This is a genomic window from Stenotrophomonas sp. STEN056, from assembly GCF_056759635.1.
In genome coordinates this window covers 14,635-30,569 of the sequence record NZ_JBRRDL010000024.1, presented here as the reverse complement: position 1 = coordinate 30,569, position 15,935 = coordinate 14,635, and the positions used below count along the sequence as shown (strand labels likewise).

14 protein-coding genes are annotated in these 15,935 nt (G+C 64.1%); 10 read left to right on the top strand and 4 right to left on the bottom strand.

Annotated elements, in window-relative coordinates; all coding sequences use genetic code 11:
* Window positions 1-90 precede the first annotated feature (90 nt).
* From ACVOLO_RS13060 to lpxC, 4 genes are all read left to right on the top strand, one after another.
* Window positions 91-819 carry a cell division protein FtsQ/DivIB gene (locus tag ACVOLO_RS13060; RefSeq protein ID WP_481570742.1) on the top strand — a complete coding sequence of 243 codons (729 nt, stop codon included), beginning with the start codon at window positions 91-93 and terminating at the stop codon, window positions 817-819.
* Complete coding sequence (gene ftsA / locus ACVOLO_RS13055; protein WP_057633401.1) at window positions 816-2,051, top strand: cell division protein FtsA; 1,236 nt, start codon at window positions 816-818, stop codon at window positions 2,049-2,051. The genes ACVOLO_RS13060 and ftsA overlap by 4 nt, the downstream gene beginning before the upstream one ends.
* Window positions 2,052-2,256: 205 nt before the next feature.
* Entirely contained in the window at window positions 2,257-3,489 is a 1,233-nt protein-coding gene (ftsZ, locus tag ACVOLO_RS13050) for a cell division protein FtsZ (protein ID WP_481570741.1), read from the top strand.
* Between the two features lie 308 nt (window positions 3,490-3,797).
* A complete protein-coding gene (gene lpxC / locus ACVOLO_RS13045) occupies window positions 3,798-4,709 on the top strand; it encodes a UDP-3-O-acyl-N-acetylglucosamine deacetylase (RefSeq protein ID WP_481570740.1) in 912 nt (303 codons plus the stop codon).
* 417 nt (window positions 4,710-5,126) lie between these two features.
* Here lpxC and ACVOLO_RS13040 read toward each other — a convergent pair whose 3' ends face one another.
* Window positions 5,127-5,561 carry a DciA family protein gene (locus ACVOLO_RS13040; RefSeq protein WP_481570739.1) on the bottom strand — a complete coding sequence of 145 codons (435 nt, stop codon included), beginning with the start codon at window positions 5,559-5,561 and terminating at the stop codon, window positions 5,127-5,129.
* Window positions 5,562-5,573: 12 nt separating this feature from the next.
* On the opposite strand from ACVOLO_RS13040, the gene ACVOLO_RS13035 reads away from it, so the two are divergent.
* The 3 genes from ACVOLO_RS13035 to ACVOLO_RS13025 all read left to right on the top strand — a co-directional run bounded on the left by ACVOLO_RS13035 (window position 5,574) and on the right by ACVOLO_RS13025 (window position 10,534).
* Window positions 5,574-6,524: a M23 family metallopeptidase gene (locus ACVOLO_RS13035; RefSeq protein WP_481570738.1), complete on the top strand. Its 951-nt coding sequence runs from the start codon at window positions 5,574-5,576 to the stop codon at window positions 6,522-6,524.
* Between the two features lie 153 nt (window positions 6,525-6,677).
* Window positions 6,678-9,389, top strand: a complete 2,712-nt coding sequence (secA, locus tag ACVOLO_RS13030; protein ID WP_481570737.1) for a preprotein translocase subunit SecA — start codon at window positions 6,678-6,680, stop codon at window positions 9,387-9,389.
* A gap of 194 nt (window positions 9,390-9,583) precedes the next feature.
* Entirely contained in the window at window positions 9,584-10,534 is a 951-nt protein-coding gene (locus tag ACVOLO_RS13025) for a Nudix family hydrolase (protein WP_481570736.1), read from the top strand.
* Here the strand turns inward: ACVOLO_RS13025 and ACVOLO_RS13020 are convergent.
* The 3 genes from ACVOLO_RS13020 to ACVOLO_RS13010 form a co-directional block, all read right to left on the bottom strand.
* Window positions 10,524-11,135, bottom strand: coding sequence for a DUF4124 domain-containing protein (locus ACVOLO_RS13020; protein ID WP_481570735.1), 612 nt, complete (start codon window positions 11,133-11,135; stop codon window positions 10,524-10,526). The genes ACVOLO_RS13025 and ACVOLO_RS13020 overlap by 11 nt on opposite strands.
* Before the next feature lie 57 nt (window positions 11,136-11,192).
* The gene (metF, locus tag ACVOLO_RS13015; RefSeq protein ID WP_481570734.1) at window positions 11,193-12,023 is read right to left on the bottom strand and encodes a methylenetetrahydrofolate reductase [NAD(P)H]; all 831 of its coding nucleotides are present in this window, start codon (window positions 12,021-12,023) and stop codon (window positions 11,193-11,195) included.
* A gap of 100 nt (window positions 12,024-12,123) precedes the next feature.
* Window positions 12,124-12,882: a COG4705 family protein gene (locus tag ACVOLO_RS13010; RefSeq protein ID WP_481570733.1), complete on the bottom strand. Its 759-nt coding sequence runs from the start codon at window positions 12,880-12,882 to the stop codon at window positions 12,124-12,126.
* A gap of 165 nt (window positions 12,883-13,047) precedes the next feature.
* On the opposite strand from ACVOLO_RS13010, the gene ACVOLO_RS13005 reads away from it, so the two are divergent.
* From ACVOLO_RS13005 to proP, 3 genes are all read left to right on the top strand, one after another.
* Complete coding sequence (locus ACVOLO_RS13005) at window positions 13,048-13,602, top strand: DUF3228 family protein (protein WP_481570732.1); 555 nt, start codon at window positions 13,048-13,050, stop codon at window positions 13,600-13,602.
* Window positions 13,603-13,610: 8 nt separating this feature from the next.
* Window positions 13,611-14,036, top strand: a complete 426-nt coding sequence (locus ACVOLO_RS13000) for a ribosomal maturation YjgA family protein (RefSeq protein WP_481570731.1) — start codon at window positions 13,611-13,613, stop codon at window positions 14,034-14,036.
* Window positions 14,037-14,331: 295 nt separating this feature from the next.
* Entirely contained in the window at window positions 14,332-15,861 is a 1,530-nt protein-coding gene (gene proP, locus ACVOLO_RS12995) for a glycine betaine/L-proline transporter ProP (RefSeq protein ID WP_481570730.1), read from the top strand.
* The last annotated feature ends 74 nt before the right edge of the window (window positions 15,862-15,935 follow it).

Sequence of the window (15,935 nt, the reverse complement as noted above, 5' to 3'; positions counted from 1 at the left end):
CCTTCATGCATTCCCGCTGCTGCCTGCCTGCATCACCGCACCGCGGTGTGTGCAGCGCGCCTGCGCGTGGAATGCGGGGGAGGGCGCGCAATGAATGCGGTGCTGCGCATCCTTGCCTGGTTGCTGGCCATCGCACTGGTCGCCTTGCCGGTGGTTGCCGTGCTCAACGGCTGGGTCGGTGCCGAGCGCTGGCCGCTGGCCAAGCTGCGCGTGCATGGCGAATTCGAGCGGGTGCCGGCCGAGCAGTTGCAGAAGGCATTGCTGCCCTACGCGCAAGCCGGCTACTTCGCGGTGAAGCTGCAGGATGCCCAGCACGCCGTGGAAAAATTGCCGTGGGTGGAAAGCGCACGCGTGCGCAAGCAGTGGCCGGACGTGCTGGAAGTGTCCATCGTCGAACACAAGCCGTTCGCACGTTGGGGCAAGGACCGTCTGTTGTCCGAGCAGGGCCGCCTGTTCGCGGTGCCGCATGGGCTGGAGAACGCGCCGTTGCCGGAACTCGACGGCCCCGATGCCAAGACCGCTGAAGTGGTCGAGCTTTACAACGATTCGCGCGCGTTGTTCGCGCCGGCCGGTGTGGACGTGCGCAAGGTTGCGATGGATGCGCGCGGCAGCTGGTCGCTGGCATTGAACAACGGAACCGAGATCATCGTCGGCCGCAACGACGCACGTACGCGCTTGTCGCGTTTTGTGCGGGTGTTGCCGCAGCTCACCCGCACGCAGGTGCCGATCGAGCGCGCCGACCTTCGCTATACCAATGGTTTCACGCTGAGCTGGGGAACCCCACCGCCGGCAACAAAGCAGACGCAGGACAGGACATGAATCGCAAGGGTGATAAATCGCTGATCGTCGGGCTCGATATCGGCACCTCCAAGGTGGTGGCGCTGGTGGGCGAGTATTCGCCGGGCAGCCCCATCGAAGTCATCGGCATCGGTTCGCATGAATCGCGCGGCCTCAAGCGCGGCGTGGTGGTGGACATCGAATCCACCGTGCAGTCCATCCAGCGCGCCATCGAGGAAGCCGAGCTGATGGCCGGCTGCGAGATCCGCTCGGTCTACGCCTCCATCTCCGGCAACCACGTGCAGTGCCGCAATTCGCAGGGCATCACCCCGATCCGCGAAGGCGAGGTGAGCTGGGGCGACCTGGATCGCGTACTGGAAGCGGCCAAGGCCGTGGCCATCCCGGCCGACCAGAAGATCCTGCATGCGATCCCGCGCGAGTACGTGCTGGACGATTCGCAGGAGGGCATCCGCAACCCCGTCGGCATGACCGGCGTGCGCCTGGAGGTGCACGCGCACCTGGTGGTGTGCGCGCAGTCTGCTGCGGCCAACATCAGCAAGTGCGTGCAGCGCTGTGGCCTGCAGGTGGATGACCTGGTGCTGTCCTCGCTGGCCTCCAGCGTGGCCGTGCTCACCGCCGACGAGCGCGAACTGGGCGTGGTGATGGTGGATATCGGTGCCGGCACCACCGACATCGCGGTGTTCGTGCAGGGCGCGATCTGCCACACCGCCTCGCTGCCGATTGCCGGTGACCACGTCACTAACGACATCGCCCACATGCTGCGCACGCCGACCCCGGAAGCGGAGCAGATCAAGGTGCGCTACGCCTGCGCGCTGGCGCAGCTGGCCACCGCCGAGGAAAGCATCCAGGTGCCGTCGGTGGGTGACCGTCCGCCGCGTCGCATGCCGCGCCATTCGCTGGCGCAGGCGGTGCAGGGCCGCTACGAAGAAATTTTTGAAATGGTGCAGGCCGAACTGCGCCGCTCCGGTTTCGAGGAGATGGTGCGCGCCGGCATGGTGCTGACCGGCGGCGCCTCGAAGATGGAAGGCGTGGTCGAACTGGCCGAGGAAATGCTGCAGATGCCGGTACGCGTGGGCATCCCGCAGCACGTCACCGGGCTGGGTGAAGTGGTCGGCAACCCGGTGCATGCCACCGGCGTGGGCCTGCTGCTGATGGGCAGCCAGATCGAACACCCCCGCCGTCCGTCGCTGCCCACCGGGCGCGCCGGCAGCATGTTCAACAAGTTGAAAAACTGGTTCCGCGGCGAGTTCTGAGCGCGGTGCCGGCAGTAGTGCAGCAAGGCAGGCAGTAGGGCAAGACGAAGTGCAGTAACGCAGTCATTGAAACAGGCAACAACCACCGCGACAGGGCAACCCAAGCGGTAAAACCAACAACAACTCGCCGGTGCGGGCGGGCACAGAAGGAGCAGGATGCTTCCCGGATGCCCGAACCAATCACGGCAATAGAGAGGACATGGACATGGCGCATTTCGAACTGATTGAAAAGATGGCACCGAACGCGGTGATCAAGGTGGTGGGTGTTGGCGGTGGCGGCGGCAATGCCGTGGCCCACATGGTCAACAGCGCCGTCGATGGCGTGGAATTCATCACCGCCAACACCGATTCGCAGGCCATCAAGAACTGCGGCGCCAAGCTGCAGCTGCAGTTGGGTACCAACGTGACCAAGGGTCTGGGCGCAGGCGCCAACCCGGAAGTCGGCCGCCAGGCCGCACTGGAAGACCGCGAGCGCATCATGGACGCCCTGCAGGGTGCGGACATGGTGTTCATCACCGCCGGCATGGGCGGCGGCACCGGCACCGGCGCTGCGCCGGTGGTGGCACAGCTGGCCAAGGAAATGGGCATCCTGACCGTGGCCGTGGTGACCAAGCCGTTCCCGTTTGAAGGCCGTCGCCGCATGCAGGTTGCGCTGAAGGGCATCGAGGAACTGAGCCAGCACGTCGACTCGCTGATCACCATTCCCAATGAAAAGCTGATCACCGTGCTCGGCCGCAACGCCACCATGGTGCAGGCCTTCCGTGCCGCCAACGACGTGCTGCAGGGCGCCGTGCAGGGCATCGCCGACCTGATCGTGCGTCCGGGCCTGATCAACGTCGACTTTGCCGACGTGCGCACCGTGATGTCGGAAATGGGTCTGGCCATGATGGGCACCGGCACCGCACGTGGCGATGACCGCGCCCAGGCTGCCGCCGAAGCCGCCATCCAGAACCCGCTGCTGGACGATGTGAACCTGGCCGGTGCCAACGGCATCCTGGTCAACATCACCGCCGGCCCGGACTTCACCATGAGCGAGTTCGACGAAATCGGCCGCACCATCGAGGGCTTCTCCTCGGAAGACGCCACCGTGGTGGTCGGCACCGTGCTGGACCCGGACATGCAGGACGAAGTGCGCGTGACCGTCGTGGCCACCGGCCTGAACCGTGCCACCGCCAAGAACGCGCAGCGTCCGGGCGAGCGTGCGCCGATCAAGCTGGTGCGCAACGCCACCACGGGTCAGCCGGAGTTCGGCGACTACGAAAGCCCGGCCGATGCCGTCGCCAAGGCCGTGGGCAACACCCTGGGCATGGGCCTGCGTCGTCCCAGCGCCGACACCGCCGCAGCGTCTTCGGCCGCTTCGTCGGCCTCGCCGGCCGCCGCGGAACTGCCGAACGACTACCTGGACATCCCGGCGTTCCTGCGCCGCCAGGCTGACTGACCGGCAGGCGGATCCGGCGCGTCCCGGCGGACCGGGTCTGGTCATGCGCCTGCCGGCAACGGCGGCGCGGGCCGGGCGGGTTCGCCCAGGCGGATCGGAGCTGTAGCCACGGCAATACACGTCAGGGCTGTCCACCCTGACGGGCAAGACCATGTCCTTTGTCGCCGGGCCAGGATCGGCCCGGCGGCATTTTCCGCATCGCCCCCACGGACGCAGCCGTTGGCTGGCGTTACCGGGGACGGTTGTTAACGCGTGTTATTCTTGTTTGTCTTCGGCCGCGCATGCGCGGCTTCTCCGGTTCGGCACATATGATCCAGCAACGCACTCTCAAGAACACGATCCGCGCCACCGGCGTCGGCCTGCACAGCGGTGACAAGGTCTATATGACGTTGCGCCCTGCGCCGGTGAACCATGGCGTCGTGTTCCGTCGCGTCGATCTGGACCCGGTGGTGGTTGTGCCGGCCCGCGCCGACCTGGTCACCGAAGTCACCCTGTGTACCGGCCTGACCTGCGAAGGCGCCAAGATCCAGACCGTTGAACACCTGATGTCGGCCCTGGCCGGCCTGGGCGTGGACAACGTGATCGTGGAGCTGTCCTCGGCCGAGCTGCCGATCATGGATGGTTCCTCCGGCCCGTTCGTGTTCCTGCTGCAGTCGGCGGGTGTCGTCGAACAGGACGCGCCCAAGCGTTTCCTGCGCATCCTCAAGACGGTGGAAGTGACCGAGGGTGACAAGGTTGCCCGTTTCGAGCCGTATGAAGGCTACAAGCTGGGCTTCACCATCCAGTTCGACCACCCGATGATTCCGGCCAAGCAGTCGCGTGCGGAGATCGAGTTCTCCACCGCGGCCTATATCAAGGAAATCTCCCGCGCCCGTACCTTTGGTTTCATGCGCGACCTGGAGTACATGCGCGAGCGCAACCTTGGGCTGGGCGGCTCGATGGACAATGCCATCGTGCTGGACGAATTCCGCGTACTGAACGAGGACGGCCTGCGTTACGTCGACGAGTTCGTGCGTCACAAGATCCTCGACGCCATCGGCGACCTCTACCTGGCCGGCGGCCAGGTGCTGGGCGCTTACGAAGGCTTCAAATCCGGCCACGCGCTCAACAACAAGCTGGTGCGTGCCTTGCTGGCAGACCAGACCGCCTGGGAATGGGCCAGCTACGAATCACCGGCGGCCACCGACCCGGTGGTTTACGGCGTGCCTGCCTACGCCTGAGGCAGGACCCTGCCTGGAACCCCGCAGCGGCCGGTTGAACCGGCCGTTGTGCTGTCTGTGACCTGCAGCGCCGGCGTGGAGCGGGGCCGTATTCCGTCCGGGCCTGGCGTGAAGCCGCTGCCGAATGTGTCCCTGCATTGATGTGCCGATCAATCGAAACGGCTGTCCCCGGGGCGCTTATTCGTGGGTGGTGAGTGGTCCGGCTGTTCTGTCGTAAGAAGACCGCCCGATTCCTAGGACCGAAATCCGCAATGTCATGGATTTGTGAACCCAGTAAGGGTTTGAGCCTGAATTTAGCGAAAAATTAACAAAACACTAACTCCCGGGAGGCAATCCGCCGCTAGGATTCCTCCGGCTTCCTGCTTCGACCCTCCGGGCGAGGGGCAGGAACCGGGGCGCAGGAAGCGCATCCGGGTTTCAGGAACGCGTGGGTTTCACATCCTGAAGGGCAGCCAGGGCGTCGCGCAGGCCTTTGTGCGTGGCATCCGACACTGCGGTACTGCGCTGGTCATTACGCACTGGGGAGTGCGGGGGTGCGGTAGCAGTCTTGACGGTCACCCGTGTGGCCTTCAGCCCGATGGATCGGGCCGCGTCAATCAGCTGGTTTTCGGCAAGCCTGACCTTGGCATGCCACACCGGCGATTCGACGAGAAAAACGAGGTGTTCGCCGTCCACATTGGCCAACCGGCAACGGTTTGCCAGCGCCGGCGGCAGATGGGGGCGCAACTGCCGGTCCAGCGCATCGAGCCACAGGGCTCGCCGCAACGGGTTTCCAGTTTTGTCAGCCATTGCCGCTTCCAGCGCCTGTTTGGGCGCGGAACGGGAACGAACGCTGGATTTCGGCTCAGACATAAGAATTCTTCAATGACATTTAAAAAGATCGTAATCAAAACGCGTGAACGGCAGGCCAAGACGCCACTCGCCCGCGTTCAGGTGTTTTTCGAGGATCGCCCCAGGGCGTTGCTGGGCAGCGTACTTGGGTTGGGTTGCCTGGTGGGCCTGGCCTTGAGCCTGGCGCTGGGCATGGTCGGTGATTCGGCCCTGCAGGCCAAGGTGGACCGACAGGAGCAGGAGCTGGCCAAGGTGCGCGCCGACGCGCAGACCCAGGTCAACGCACTGGCTGCCCGGCTGGGTGAGCTGCAGGCACAGGCCACGCGCCTCAATGCGCTGGGTGATCGCCTGACCCAGATGGGCAAGCTGCAGGACGGCGAGTTCGACTTCAATGAAACGCCCGGCATGGGTGAAGGCGAACCGGGCCCGACCCAGGACATTCCGGCCAACGCCGTCATCACCGACTTACAGGTGCTGGAGCAGCGTTTTGCTGCTTCAGGCAAGCAGTTGTCGGTGCTGGAATCGCTGTTGTTCGATCACCAGCTTGAGCAGAACGCCGTGCCGTCGCGCATGCCGATCAGCAACACCTATATCACTTCGAGCTTCGGCACCCGCGCTGACCCGTTCGGCCGCGGTGCGGGCAACCACAAGGGCATGGACTTCCACGCCCGCGTCGGCGATCCGGTCATGGCCGTGGCTGACGGTGTGGTCAGCTTCTCCGGGGTCAAGGGCGGCTACGGCAATGTCGTGGAGATCGATCACGGCAATGGCTACAAGACCCTGTATGCACACAATTCGCGCCTGACCGTGCGCGAAGGCAACCTGGTGCGGGCCGGGCAGGAAGTGGCCAAGGCCGGTTCCACTGGCCGTTCCACCGGCGCGCACGTGCATTTCGAGGTCTGGCAGAACGGCCAGGTGATGAACCCGCGCAAGTTCCTCGGCGAGGGTGGCAACACGCCGGTGGGCCGTCTCAGCCGCGGCTGACAATTCGCTGGGTCGGGAGCTTGAATCGCCAAGCCCCCGCCCCAAGCTACAATAGGCGTTGCCATCGACAGGGCGCATTGCGCCCTGTTCCGTTTGTGAGGCCAGTCCAGGGGCTGGTCGTCGCACGGCATTTCATTCAAACCGGTTCCTTCAATGATCAACAGCCTGCTTACCCGCGTTTTTGGCAGTCGTAACGAACGCCAGTTGCGCCAGCTCAACCGTATCGTCGCCAAGATCAATGCCTTGGAGCCGGAGATCCAGAAGCTCTCCGACGACCAGCTGAAGGCCAAGACGCCTGAATTCCGCGAGCGCATCGCCGCTGGGGAAGCCTTGGACAAGGTGCTGCCCGAAGCCTTTGCGGTCTGCCGCGAGGCCTCCAAGCGCGTGCTGGGCATGCGCCATTACGACGTGCAGCTGATCGGCGGCATGGTGCTGCACCTGGGCAAGATCGCCGAGATGCGCACGGGTGAAGGCAAGACCCTGGTGGCAACGCTGCCGGTTTACCTCAATGCGCTGGAAGGCAAGGGCGTCCATGTGGTCACGGTCAATGACTACCTGGCCCGCCGCGACGCCGCGCAGATGGGCAAGCTGTACAACTGGCTGGGCCTGAGCGTGGGCGTGGTTTACCCGGGCATGCCGCACGGCGACAAGCGCGAGGCCTATGCCAGCGACATCACCTACGGCACCAACAACGAATTCGGTTTCGATTACCTGCGTGACAACATGGCGCTGACCAAGGCCGACCGTCACCAGCGCGGCCTGCACTACGCCATCGTCGACGAAGTCGACTCCATCCTGATCGACGAAGCGCGTACGCCGCTGATCATCTCCGGCCCGGCCGATGACTCGCCGGAGCTGTACATCCGCGTCAACCGCGTCGTGCCGCACCTGATCAAGCAGGAAGCCGAAGACGGTGAGGGCGACTACTGGGTCGATGAAAAGGGCAAGCAGGTACACCTGTCCGAAGCGGGCATGGAGCACGCCGAAGAACTGCTGCGCGAAGCGGGGATCATCGGCGCGGACAACGAAAACGGCCTGTATGCCGCGCAGAACCTGACCGTCGTCCACCACCTTAATGCCGCCCTGCGCGCGCACGCCATCTACCAGCGTGACGTGGACTACATCGTGCGCGACGGCGAAGTGGTCATCGTTGATGAATTCACCGGCCGTACCCTGGCCGGTCGCCGCTGGTCCGATGGCCTGCACCAGGCGGTGGAAGCGAAGGAAGGCGTGCCGGTACAGCGTGAGAACCAGACGCTGGCCAGCATCACCTTCCAGAACCTGTTCCGCATGTACAAGAAGCTGTCCGGCATGACCGGCACGGCCGATACGGAAGCCTTCGAGTTCCAGAGCATCTATGGCCTGGAAGTGGTGGTGATTCCGACCAACAAGCCGACCGTGCGCAAAGATCACCCGGACCAGGTGTTCCTCAACCGCCAGGGCAAGTTCAACGCGGTGCTGGCCGATATCGAGGAATGCGCAAAGCGCGGCCAGCCGGTGCTGGTGGGTACCACCTCGATTGAAACCTCGGAAATGCTGTCCGAGCACCTGCGCAAGGCTGGCGTGAAGCACGAAGTGCTCAACGCCAAGCAGCATGACCGCGAAGCCAGCATCGTCGCCAATGCCGGCCGCCCCGGCTCGGTGACCATCGCCACCAACATGGCCGGCCGTGGTACCGACATCGTGCTCGGCGGTTCGCTGGAAACCGAACTGCACGAGCTGGGTGAAGACATCAGCGACGAGCAGAAGGCCGCAGTGAAGGCGGCCTGGCAGGAGCGCCATGACGCAGTGAAGGCCGCCGGCGGCCTGCATATCGTCGGCACCGAGCGCCACGAGTCGCGCCGTATCGACAACCAGCTGCGTGGCCGTTCCGGCCGCCAGGGTGATCCGGGTTCGTCCCGCTTCTACCTGTCGCTGGAAGACAACCTGATGCGCATCTTCGCCTCGGACTGGGTGCAGAAGGCGATGCGTCTGATGGGCATGAAGGAAGACGACGTCATCGAAGACCGCATGGTCAGCCGCCAGATCGAAAAAGCGCAGCGCAAGGTGGAAGCGCACAACTTCGACATTCGTAAAAACCTGCTCGACTTCGACGACGTCAACAACGATCAGCGCAAGGTGATCTACTCCCAGCGCGATGAGCTGCTGGACGCTGAGTCGGTGAAGGAAAACATCGACGGCATCCGAGGTGATGTGATCTACGACCTGGTCGCGCGCTTCGTGCCGCCGAACTCGGTGGACGAGCAGTGGGACCTGCAGGGCCTGCAGGCCACGCTGGATACCGAGCTTGGTGTGCAGATGGATGTGGTCGGCCTGCTTGAGCAGCACGAAGAACTGGACGCCGAGGCCATCGCGCAGAAGGTGGTCGAGCGGATGGAAGATCACTTCGCGCAGAAGGAAGCCGCCGTTGGTAGTGAAACCATGCGCGCGCTGGAAAAGCACGTGATGCTGACCGTGCTCGACCAGAGCTGGAAGGAGCACCTGGCCCGCATGGATTACCTGCGCCAGGGCATCTACCTGCGTGGTTACGCGCAGAAGCAGCCCAAGCAGGAATACAAGAAGGAAGCCTTCGAGCTGTTCTCGCAGATGCTGGAAGACGTCAAGAGCGAAGTGATCAACCTGCTCTCGCGCGTGCGTGTGCGCAGCGAGGAAGAAGTCGCCGCGATGGAAGCCATGGAGCGCCAGCAGGCCGAAGCCCGCCTGCAGATGTCGCAGTTCCAGCACCAGGACAATGGCGGTTACAGCGCCGACGAGGAAGCGGCCGATGTGATCGACGAGGCCAATGCGCCCAAGGTCGGCCGCAACGATCCGTGCCCCTGCGGCAGTGGCAAGAAGTACAAGCACTGCCATGGGCAGCTGAGCTGATCGACGAAAAACCCCGCCAACGCGGGGTTTTTCTTTGTACGCCTCCTGCCGTCCCGATGAAGTGGAGCCAAGCCACGCACTGCGGGCGGCAGGGCGGGGAAGCCCTCGCCCGACGAGCAGGGTTTGGCTAGGCCGTCGGGGATGATTGCGCCGGGCTGTTGCGTGCCTGGCACGGTTTTCGGCATTCTCCGTCAATGAATTCCCCCCTGCGTTCCATCCATGTCGTGGCCGCCGTCATCACCGACGCGCGCGGCCGCATCCTGCTCAACCGTCGCACCGGCGACAGCGACATGGCGGGGCTGTGGGAATTCCCCGGCGGCAAGCGTGAGCCGGGGGAGAGTTCGGAGCAGGCGTTGGCGCGTGAGCTGCATGAGGAGCTGGGCATCGACGCGCGGATCGGCGAGTGGCTGATGGACGTGCCACAGCTCTACCCGGACAAGCGCCTGCGTCTTGAAGTGCGGATGGTGCGCGACTGGAAGGGCTCGGCACGGGGCCGCGAAGGCCAGGCCATCACCTGGGTGACCCCGGACAAGCTGTCGCGCTACTCGATGCCGCCGGCCGACCTGCCTGTCGTAGCGGCGCTGCGCCAGCCCGACCGCTACCTGGTCACGCCCGAGCCCACACAGGGGGCGTCGGCGTGGTTGGAAGGCCTTGCCACGGCCATCGACAGTGGCATTCGTCGCATCCATCTGCGCACACCGCAGTCCGGCGACCGCGTGGCTCTGGCGCGGGATGCCGCCGAGCGCTTCGCGTCACAGGCCGATGTGCTGCTCAACCGGGATATCGCCTTGGCACGCGAACTCGGCGTGGGCGTGCATCTGGGCAGCGAGCAGCTGCTTTCACTGAGCGCGCGGCCATTGCCGGAATCGCTGCCGGTGGCCGCCTCCTGTCACGACCTGGCGCAGTTGCAGGCAGCGCAGCGGCTGGGGTGCGACTTTGTGGTGCTGGGGCCGGTGCAGCCCACCGCCACGCATCCAGGTGCGGCGCCGTTGGGCTGGGAGGCGTTCGAGCAGTTGCGTGAGCAGGTGTCGCTGCCGATCTACGCCATCGGCGGCATGGCCGGCGCAGATGTGGAAACCGCGCGCCGGCATGGTGCGTTGGGCGTGGCGGCGATCCGCTCGCTGTGGCCTGCGCCTAGAGCGTGATCCAGAAGCAGTTGTACTGACGCCGCAGCCGGAACACGGTACGGGTCGGCGTGCCACTGCGTGGCAGTGTCTGTTCCAGGCGCAGCGCAATCGGGCGCCGCGGCGCTGCGGCGGCGTTGTCAGCAATGGGGAGCGGGGCCTCCTGCGCCGGGTCCACCGGCGTACCGTCGCTGTAGGTGAAGGGCTGCGGCGGCAGTGGCTCGTAGGCCGGTGGTTCGGGGAAGACGGGGGCGATGTCCAGCAGCGGGCGTTGCACGATTTCATGCAGGCGGTCCATCACCTGCGTTGCCGTTGCATTGGACAGCCCATTCCACAGGTAGATGCTGGACAGGCGATTGGCGTCCTGGGCCTGGGCCGCGGATTGGATCTGGCCTACCAGTTCACTGAGGCGACGCGCGCAGCTGTCGCGGTACAAGCCGCTGCCTCCTGCGGGCCGAGCCGGCAACAACCGCGCACGTGCGCCCATTACCTCGCAGGGCTTGTCGCCGTAGACCGTCTGCCCCTGTGCATTGGTACAGCGGTTGACCTGCTGTGCATGCGCAGGGGGTGCCAACAGGGCAAGGCCGGAAAACAACAACAACAGCAGCAACGCGGTTCGCATCGCGCAAGCGTAGCGGCTGGGCCGGTTTGCAGGAAGTGACGGCGGTGGTGTTGTCGATCAGGCGCTGCGCAGACGTTGCAGCACCGTGTGGGTCGGCTTGGCCAGGTTGAGCGTATAGAAGTGCAGGGACGGCGCGCCGCCTGCAACCAGCCGCTCGCACAGGCTGGCGACGACATCGGCACCAAAGTCGCGTACCGACTCGGCGTCATCGCCAAAAGCCTGCATGCGCTTGCTGATCCAGCGCGGGATCTCGGCACCGCATTGCTCGGAAAAACGTCGCAGCTGGCTGAAGTTGGAGATGGGCATCACCCCGGGAATGATGGGCACCTCGACCCCCATCCGGCGCGCTGCATCGACGAAGTGGAAATAGGCGTCGGCGTTGTAGAAATACTGGGTGATGGCCGCATCGGCACCGGCGTCGATCTTGGTCTTGAAGTGGCGCAGATCGGTCAGCGCATCGCTGGCCTGCGGGTGGGTTTCCGGGTAGGCGCCGACTTCGATGCGGAACGCATCACCGTGCTCGGCACGGATGAAGGCGATCAGTTCGGAGGCATAACGCAGGTCGCCGGGGAAGCCCATTCCCGAGGGCAGGTCACCGCGCAGGGCGACCAGCCGTTTCACGCCGATGGCGCGGTAGAGCTTGAGCAGCTCACGGATCTCCTCACGCGTGCCGCCCACGCACGACAGGTGCGGCGCCGCCTGCAGGCCGTGGTGCTGGTTGAGGTGGCGCACGGTTTCAGAGGTGTAGCTCAGGGTCGAACCGCCGGCACCGAACGTGCAGGACACGTATTCGGGGGCGTGGGCCTTGAGCCGGCTGGCGGTACGGTCCAGCTGTGCGCGCTGGTCGTCGGTCTTGGGCGGGTAGAACTCGAAGCTGATCGCGGTCATGGAAAGGGCCGGGCATGACGAATGCCGGGCATTATATCTCTCCATCAAGATGGATATGCAATTGTTTCAGCCGAGACCGCAGTTGGCCTGGCGGGCGGGCTCAGTGCGCGCGTGTGGCGGGCCGTTGCGGCAACCAGGCAACGCAGGCGGCAATCACCAGCAGCAACAGCAACGTGGCGGTGTAACGGCTCAAGGCCAGACCGCCGTGGTCAATGGGCTTGTCCAGGAAATCGCCGACCACCGCGCCCAGTGGTCGGGTCAGCACAAACGCTGACCAGAACAACGCGGTCCGGGAGATCCGGGTGGTGATCGACAGCAGGGCGATGAAGGCGAGCAGGCCGGAAAACAAGGCGATGCCGCCGCTGTAACCCAGCCCCTGGGTGTCGGCAACCCAATCCCCCAGCGCGGTGCCCAGCGTCTGCGAGAACGTGATGGTCAGCCAATAACAGAGCTCGCTGAGAGGCGTGTCGATGCGGGAAACCGAGACCGAGCCGGTGGCCCGTTTCCATAGCAGCAACGAGGCCAGCAACAGCGACAGCAGCAATGCCACACCGCCGCTGTAGCCCAGGCCAAGCGAACGGTTCACGTAATCGGCCAAGGTGGTGCCGACGGTGGTGCTGGCGATGATGGCGGACCAGTACAGCCAGGGTTGAAATGTGCGCGCGCGGATCTGTGCGGCGACGGTCATCGCAAACACCACGCCGAACACGGCAGTACTCACCAGGTAGCCAAGCCCCATCGACATGCTGGCCGCATCGCCACCGATTTCACCCAAGGTCGTGGCGAGGACCTTGATGACCCAGAAGCCGAGGGTGATGGCGGGCACTTTTATGAAATCGTGGGATTGGGCGTGGCGCATGGCGGTGCTCTACGGGGCGTGCGGCCACTGTCGGCGTGGCGGCGTCGTAGTGTTGTCGTAACCGTGCCAGCATGCGTTTGGCATTCGGCTGCCGTTCAATGCGCAGCGACTGCCATGGCAGGGGCTGATCAACGACAATGCATGCAGCCTCCCAAAAGCCCTGCCATGTCCATCCATCTCACTGACTTTGCCCGTACCCGCCTGTTCCCGCGCACGGCGCGCCCCAACACCATCCAGGATTGCAGTGCCGAGCAGTTCGAGCAGCACTTGAATGCACACGCGCCGGACAAGGTGATTGATGGCTATGCGCCATTCTGCAAGTTGTTTGTCTACCGCAACTGGACCAGCACGCGCTGCCTGACCGTTGCAATCACCGACGAAAACCGCCACCTGCTGCGTTCGGCGTACGAAGCACGTACGCGCGAAGAATTGCCAGTGCTGGTGCGCTGGTTTGAAGGCGTGGAATCGCCGGTGGCCGACTACCTGGTGGTCATCATGTACAGCCGCGAACAGCTGGAAAAGGAAGGCTCCGTCATTGCTGCGAACTGGGGCGTGGTGGGTTGCCTGTACACCGCGGAACCGGAAGAAATTCCGATGGCACCGATCACCATGATGCGCAACGCGCTTGGCGTGGAAGAGGGCGGCTCGGGCGTGTCGATGGATCGCGATGCGTATCGTCGCGCCGTGACGTTCTGGGAAAACAACGCCAATTGGCGCTGAGGTCGAACATGCGTATGTGGCGGCAACGGCCGGTGCTGGGCTTCAGTTGGCCGCATGCGGTACTGGCGGTGGCGGTGTTCGTGATGGAGGTGATCATCGCCACGCAGCTGCCGCATGTTTCGTGGATACGCGCCTATCTGGGCGATGTGCTGGTGGTGATGCTGATCCACGCGGCGGTGCGCAGCGTGGTCCGCGTCAATGATTACGCCCTGTTGTTGGCGGTGTTCGTGTTTGCCTGTTGCATCGAATTTGCGCAGTACTTCCGGCTTGCCGAGCGGCTTGGATTCGTGCGCGGCGATGTGATGTACACGGTGATCGGCAACACGTTCTCGTGGGGCGATATCGCCTGCTATGCAGTGGGTTGTGCCGTGATTGCATTGGTTGTTTTCAGCAGGAAAGCGCTTGTTTCCAGGCCATTGGAGCGCGCGCCTTGAAGGTGCGTGCGTGTGTGGATGCGTGTGCGTTGGGCTGATCTTTAGGCGCTCTTAACGCGTGCTCGCGTAGAATCGGTCGGCTTGGTATCCAGCGCGCTTGGCGCAGGGTATTCACGCCCGGATACCTGGACAGCCGGCATTTCGCCTTTCCAGGCTTTGTTCCTGGTTCCTTCTGTCCCCGACCGTTCCCGCGGCAATGCTGCGGGTCATTCATTCGTGCGCATTACGGCCTGCGCGGATTCACTGTGCCCAGGCCCGCACGCATCCTGCTCAACCACGGGAGGACTGATCCTGCATGTCTACAGGTGAACCTGCAATTCGTAATGAACCGCTGCAGATCGACGACATCACTGTCATCGACAAGGGCAAAGTCAAAAAAGCCGTCACCGCCGCCGCGCTTGGCAACGCAATGGAATGGTTCGATTTTGGCGTCTACGGCTTTGTTGCCTATGCCCTTGGCAAGGTGTTCTTTCCTGATGCATCGCCCAGCGTGCAGACCATCGCGGCGCTGGCGACGTTCTCGGTGCCGTTCCTGGTGCGCCCGTTGGGTGGCGTGTTCTTCGGTGTGATGGGCGACAAATTCGGCCGGCAGAAAGTGCTGTCGGCCACCATCATCCTGATGGCGATCAGTACGTTCTGCATCGGCTTGATTCCCTCGTATGACAGCATCGGCATCCTGGCGCCGATCCTGTTGCTGGTCTGCAAGCTGGCGCAGGGGTTTTCGGTGGGCGGCGAGTACACCGGCGCGGCGGTGTTCGTCGCCGAGTTCGCGCCGGATCGCAAACGCGGCTTTCTCAGCAGCTGGCTGGACTTCGGCTCCATCGCCGGCTTCGTGCTGGGTGCCGGCGTGGTGGTGGTTCTCAGCAGCATCCTGGGCGAAGCGCGCTTTCTGGAATGGGGCTGGCGCGTGCCGTTTTTCCTCGCCGCGCCGCTGGGTCTGATTGGCCTGTATCTGCGCCACGCTGCCGAGGAGACGCCGGCCTTCACCGAACAGCTTGAACGCATGGAGAAGGAAGACCAGGACGCCGTGGGCAGTGCGCCGCGCATTTCCTTCATGGAGATTGCGACGAAGTACTGGCGTTCGTTGCTGGTGTGCGTGGGCATCGTGCTGGTCACCAATGTGACCTACTACATGCTGCTGACCTACATGCCGACCTACCTGTCGCACAACCTGCATTACTCCGAAGACCACGGCGTGCTCATCATCATCGTGGTGATGATCGGCATGCTGTTCGTGCAGCCGTTGGTGGGCTGGGCCAGTGACCGTATTGGGCGCAGGCCGTTCATCGCGGCCGGCAGCATTGGCTTGCTGGTGGCGGCGATTCCTGCGTTCCATCTGATCAACAGCGGCAACATCGGGTTGATCTTTGTCGGCCTGTTGTTGCTGGCGGTGTTGTTGAACTGCCTGATCGGCGTGATGGCCTCGACGCTGCCGGCGATGTTTCCCACGCGTGTGCGCTACAGCGCGCTGGCCACGGCGTTCAACATCTCGGTGATCATCTGCGGGCTTACGCCGACCGCCGCCGCCTGGCTGGTCGAAGCCACCGGCAACCTGATGATGCCGGCGTACTACCTGATGGTGGTAGCAGTGGTGGGTCTGGCAACGGCGTGGCTGATGCGTGAAACCGCGAACCAGCCGTTGCATGGCGATACGCCCAATGCGTCCAGCCGGCGTGAGGCGCGGGAGCTGCTGCAGCAGGCCTATGACCATATCGAAGCCAGCGTCGAAGACCTGGACGCGCGGATCGATGGCCTGCAGGCCAAGATCGATGATCTCCAGCAGCGCAAGCAGCTCTTGGTCGACCGCCACCCTGATCTGGTGTGATGTGTTGAACCGCAAAGCCCGCCATCACGGCGGGCTTTGTGTTTGTAGCGGAGGACAAGCAACCGCAACGGCGG

Coding starts and splice junctions, on each gene's coding strand:
- ACVOLO_RS13060 (WP_481570742.1), top strand. CDS start 91: ATGAATGCGGTGCTGCGCATCCTTGCCTGGTTGCTGGCCATCGCACTG.
- ftsA (WP_057633401.1), top strand. CDS start 816: ATGAATCGCAAGGGTGATAAATCGCTGATCGTCGGGCTCGATATCGGC.
- ftsZ (WP_481570741.1), top strand. CDS start 2,257: ATGGCGCATTTCGAACTGATTGAAAAGATGGCACCGAACGCGGTGATC.
- lpxC (WP_481570740.1), top strand. CDS start 3,798: ATGATCCAGCAACGCACTCTCAAGAACACGATCCGCGCCACCGGCGTC.
- ACVOLO_RS13040 (WP_481570739.1), bottom strand. CDS start 5,561: ATGTCTGAGCCGAAATCCAGCGTTCGTTCCCGTTCCGCGCCCAAACAG.
- ACVOLO_RS13035 (WP_481570738.1), top strand. CDS start 5,574: ATGACATTTAAAAAGATCGTAATCAAAACGCGTGAACGGCAGGCCAAG.
- secA (WP_481570737.1), top strand. CDS start 6,678: ATGATCAACAGCCTGCTTACCCGCGTTTTTGGCAGTCGTAACGAACGC.
- ACVOLO_RS13025 (WP_481570736.1), top strand. CDS start 9,584: ATGAATTCCCCCCTGCGTTCCATCCATGTCGTGGCCGCCGTCATCACC.
- ACVOLO_RS13020 (WP_481570735.1), bottom strand. CDS start 11,135: ATGCGAACCGCGTTGCTGCTGTTGTTGTTGTTTTCCGGCCTTGCCCTG.
- metF (WP_481570734.1), bottom strand. CDS start 12,023: ATGACCGCGATCAGCTTCGAGTTCTACCCGCCCAAGACCGACGACCAG.
- ACVOLO_RS13010 (WP_481570733.1), bottom strand. CDS start 12,882: ATGCGCCACGCCCAATCCCACGATTTCATAAAAGTGCCCGCCATCACC.
- ACVOLO_RS13005 (WP_481570732.1), top strand. CDS start 13,048: ATGTCCATCCATCTCACTGACTTTGCCCGTACCCGCCTGTTCCCGCGC.
- ACVOLO_RS13000 (WP_481570731.1), top strand. CDS start 13,611: ATGCGTATGTGGCGGCAACGGCCGGTGCTGGGCTTCAGTTGGCCGCAT.
- proP (WP_481570730.1), top strand. CDS start 14,332: ATGTCTACAGGTGAACCTGCAATTCGTAATGAACCGCTGCAGATCGAC.